Genomic DNA, 4,292 nt, shown 5'->3' with positions numbered 1-4,292 from the left:
ATCAGGTGAGGAGTTATTTGTTTTTAAAAGCAAAAAATGCCGTATTTATGCGGCTTGTGGCGTTTCGCAAACGCCTAGTATGAATGATATTAGTGAGGGGAAAAACGTATTAGAAGTTTATAATGAGGTTTGTGAAGAACTCACTAATGAAAAAAAGATGGATAATGATTTTGTTAAGGCTATTAAAGATATAGAAATTGATGACAGAGAGTTATTTATAACTTATAACGAAGATAATGAAATGTTGAATGTGAAATCTTTATTGCCAGAAAAATATATTTGTTGTTTTTCTAAAAATCAGGATTCGTTACCGATGTGGAATTATTATACGAAGTCTGGAAGATATGAAGGATATAATATAGGAGTTTCATTTTTTGAGACTCAGCATAAAGGAATACAGAATTATTTTGGGAAAAATTATTGTTTTCACATATATAAAGTTATTTATAATGAAGGAGATAAGAAAAGTAAGCTGCGGAAAGAGATTGAAGAATGCTATGAAAAGTATAAGAGTGGATTTGCAAGTTTGAACTCAATAAAAACAATACTAATGCAATTTCTTAATAATTGTAGCCTGATTTTTAAAAATAGTTCTTTCCAACATGAAGAAGAAATTCGAGCAGTTATTACTATTCCTAAGGAAATTAAGGAACGGAGATTTGAAATAAAATATAGACCTGTAAATGGATATATAGTTCCTTATATAGAGGTGCCATTTCCTAAAGAAATCATTAAAGAAATTACAATTGGACCTTTACTGAAAGATAAAATTGCATTGAATACAGTGATTGATTTACTAAAAAGCAGGGGATATGATTCTGTTGAGGTTTTGAATTCTAATATCCCAATACGGTATTGAAACGATGTTTAGTGTAAAAATATAAGGGGGGTTGTTCATGACCAACTTTGATTTCCTTAAGAAAGAACCACAATTTGATTCTTTCGCAGATGTGGCCATTTCAGCTGAGAAATTATTACATATTGATATGGAGGCCTGTGTGTTCAATTGTTGCCGGGCCATGGAGTTTGCCATCAAATGGATGTATTCCGTGGATGGCTCTCTTGTTATGCCATATCAGGATACATTGGCCAGCCTGATGGAGACAGAAGAGTTTCGGAATTTGATTGATAATACGGACTTATGGAATAGAATGAAGTTGATTAGAGTTCGTGGGAATGAAGTTGCTCATAGAGGACAGAAAATATCTTATGATGTAGCGTGCCTGTGCTTACAAAATTTGTATTATTTTCTGGATTTTGTAACCTGTTGTTATTCGAAACACTATGAGTATAAGCCTTATAATAAAGATTTGTTGAGGAAAAATTCAGAAATTTCAGTGCATTCCTTGCCTGAGTATCAGGAAATTGATCTGAAAGCTCTCATCGCAGAAAATCAGGCATTGAAGGAGCAACTGACTGCAAGACGTGAAGAACAGAAACAGACGTATGTACCGAAACCTCTTGATTTGTCCGAGTATAAGACCAGAAAGATTTATATCGATACCATGTTGATGGATGCAGGATGGACGGAAGGGAAAAACTGGATCAATGAAGTAGAACTTCCGGGAATGCCAAATAAATCAGAGGTGGGTTATGCAGACTATGTACTCTATGACGATGCTCATAGACCGCTTGCGGTAATTGAGGCAAAACGAACCTGCGTAGACGTGGCAAAAGGACGCCAGCAGGCAAAGCTATATGCAGATATTCTGGAAAAACAGTACGGTAGAAGACCGGTTATTTTCCTGACCAATGGATTTGATACTAGGATTGATGACGGACAATATCCGGAACGAAAAGTATCCATGATCTATTCCAAACGAGATCTGGAAAAGTGGTTCAATCTGCAGTCTATGAAGACAAGTCTGAAACATATTACTGTAGATAAGAATATTGCGGGACGGTATTACCAGGAAGGTGCGGTTAAGGCAGTTTGTGATAGCTTTGGAAACAAGAATCGTAGGAAAGCATTGCTTGTCATGGCGACGGGTTCCGGGAAAACAAGAACAGTTATTTCACTGTGCGACGTGTTGTTGCAGCATGGCTGGGTAAAGAATATCCTGTTCCTGGCGGATCGAAATTCTCTGGTCACACAGGCAAAACGAAGTTTTGTGAATCTTCTTCCGGATCTATCTGTGACAAATCTGTGCGAAGAAAAGGATAATTATCAGGCTCATTGTGTTTTCTCTACTTATCAGACCATGATGAATTGCATCGATTCTGTAAAGGATGAGGAGGGAAAACTGTTTACCTGCGGGCATTTTGATCTGGTAATCTGTGATGAAGCCCATCGGTCTATTTATAATAAATACAAAGATATTTTTACCTATTTTGATGCGCCGCTGGTTGGATTGACAGCTACGCCAAAGGACGAAATTGATAAGAATACCTACAATATTTTTGAACTGGAAAATGGTGTGCCTACATATGGGTATGAACTGGCACAGGCTGTCAAAGACGGATATCTGGTAGATTTTCTTTCCGTAGAATCTTCTTTGAAATTTATTGAAGAGGGAATTGTGTATGACGAATTATCAGAAGAAGACAAGGAAGCTTATGAAGCTACATTTGAAGATGAGAACGGAGAACTTCCTGAAAAAATTAGTTCTTCTGCATTGAATTCCTGGCTGTTTAATGAGGATACCATAAAGAAGGTCCTGCATATTCTTATGACCAAAGGGATTCGTACCAATTATGGAGAAACTTTGGGAAAGACGATTATCTTTGCTAAGAATCACGACCATGCGGAAAAGATTCTGGAAATCTTCGGAAAAGAATATCCAAATCTGCCGGGATATGCGAAAGTCATTGATAATTATATGACTTATGCCCAGAGTGCTATTGATGAATTCTCAGAACCCAATAAACTTCCGCAGATTGCTATTTCCGTAGATATGCTGGACACTGGAATCGATGTGCCGGAAGTATTGAATCTTGTCTTTTTCAAGAAAGTTATGAGTAAAGCGAAATTCTGGCAGATGATTGGTCGAGGAACCCGCTTGTGTCCCGGATTGCTGGACGGAGAGGACAAGCAAAAATTTTATATTTTCGATTTTTGTGGCAATTTTGAGTTTTTCCGCATGAACAAAGGAAAGGCAACCGCTAATATGATGGCACTGCAGGGAGCAATCTTTAATCTGGAATTTCAGATCACTTACAAACTGCAGGATATGGAATATCAGACAGAACGATTGATTGCCTACCGGAATGCATTGATACAGCATATGAGTGAAAAAGTGCAGGAGCTGAACCGGGAAAACTTTGCAGTTCGTCAGCACTTAAAATATGTGGATCTGTATTCCGATCAGTCTAACTATCGGACTCTGAGTTATGAGGATACACTGCTTGTAAGGGAAGAACTGGCTCCTCTGATCTTACCGGATGGAGATGAGGCAAGTGCAGTTCGGTTTGATGCACTGATGTACGGCATAGAGCTGGCATATCTGATCGGAAAGAAATATGGAAAAGCCCGGAGTGATCTGTTGAAAAAAGTCAGCGCGATTTCTACGGTGGCCAATATACCGGAAATTATGGTACAGGCAGAGCTGATTAATCAGATTCTCCATACGGATTATCTGGAACGTGCCGGAATCAATGAATTTGAACATATTCGGGAAAGCCTTCGTGATTTGATGAAGTATCTTCCCAAAAAGAAGGTGCGTTATGATACAAACTTTGAGGATGATATTCTGTCCATTGAATGGAAAGAGTCAGAACTGGAGAACGATGATCTGAAGAACTATAAGGCAAAGGCAGAATATTACGTCCGTCAGCACCAGGATGACCTTGTCATCGCGAAACTGAAAAAGAATAAGCCAATGACTCAGGATGATATCAAAACATTGGAAAAAATTCTGTGGAGTGATCTGGGAACCAAAGATGAATATGAAGCAGAATATGGGGACAAGCCTCTGGGAGAATTTGTTCGCGAAATCGTGGGCCTGGATATGAACGCTGCAAAAGAAGCATTTTCTGAATTTCTGAATGAGGCTAATCTGGATAGCAGACAGATTTACTTTGTGAATCAGATTGTGGAATATATCGTACATAATGGATTGCTGAAGGATTTTTCTGTGCTGCAAGAACCACCGTTCACAGATCAGGGAAGTGTCGTGGATATCTTTACTGATTTGAATGTATGGATGGGGATAAGAAAGGTTATTGAAGGGATAAATGATAATGCGAAGGTGGCATAGCCTGTTGTTTGCGTTATGTTATAATTCATCAGGAAAGTATCAGATTCAGAGCGGAAAAAGAGCAGTCCTGAGTAAAGCGGAACTGCTCTGAATGTG

Annotated in this window: 2 protein-coding genes; both read left to right on the top strand. The window is 38.4% G+C overall.

The features are described from left to right. A partial coding sequence (locus FGQ85_RS17875; protein WP_138374131.1) for a DUF2971 domain-containing protein occupies positions 1–859 on the top strand: 859 nt, incomplete at its 5' end. Positions 860–896: 37 nt separating this feature from the next. Next, a complete protein-coding gene (locus FGQ85_RS17870; RefSeq protein ID WP_138374130.1) occupies positions 897–4,196 on the top strand; it encodes a DEAD/DEAH box helicase family protein in 3,300 nt (1,099 codons plus the stop codon). Positions 4,197–4,292: the final 96 nt, after the last annotated feature.

This window comes from Pseudoflavonifractor sp. BSD2780061688st1 E11 (assembly GCF_005844125.1).
In the GTDB taxonomy this organism is placed as follows: domain Bacteria; phylum Bacillota; class Clostridia; order Lachnospirales; family Lachnospiraceae; genus Sellimonas; species Sellimonas catena.
Note: the sequence above shows the minus strand (reverse complement) of the source record. Positions and strands in the feature narration are given on the sequence as shown.

Excerpts from the sequence above, each read along its gene's own strand:
- FGQ85_RS17870 (WP_138374130.1), top strand. The coding sequence starts at position 897 with ATGACCAACTTTGATTTCCTTAAGAAAGAACCACAATTTGATTCTTTC.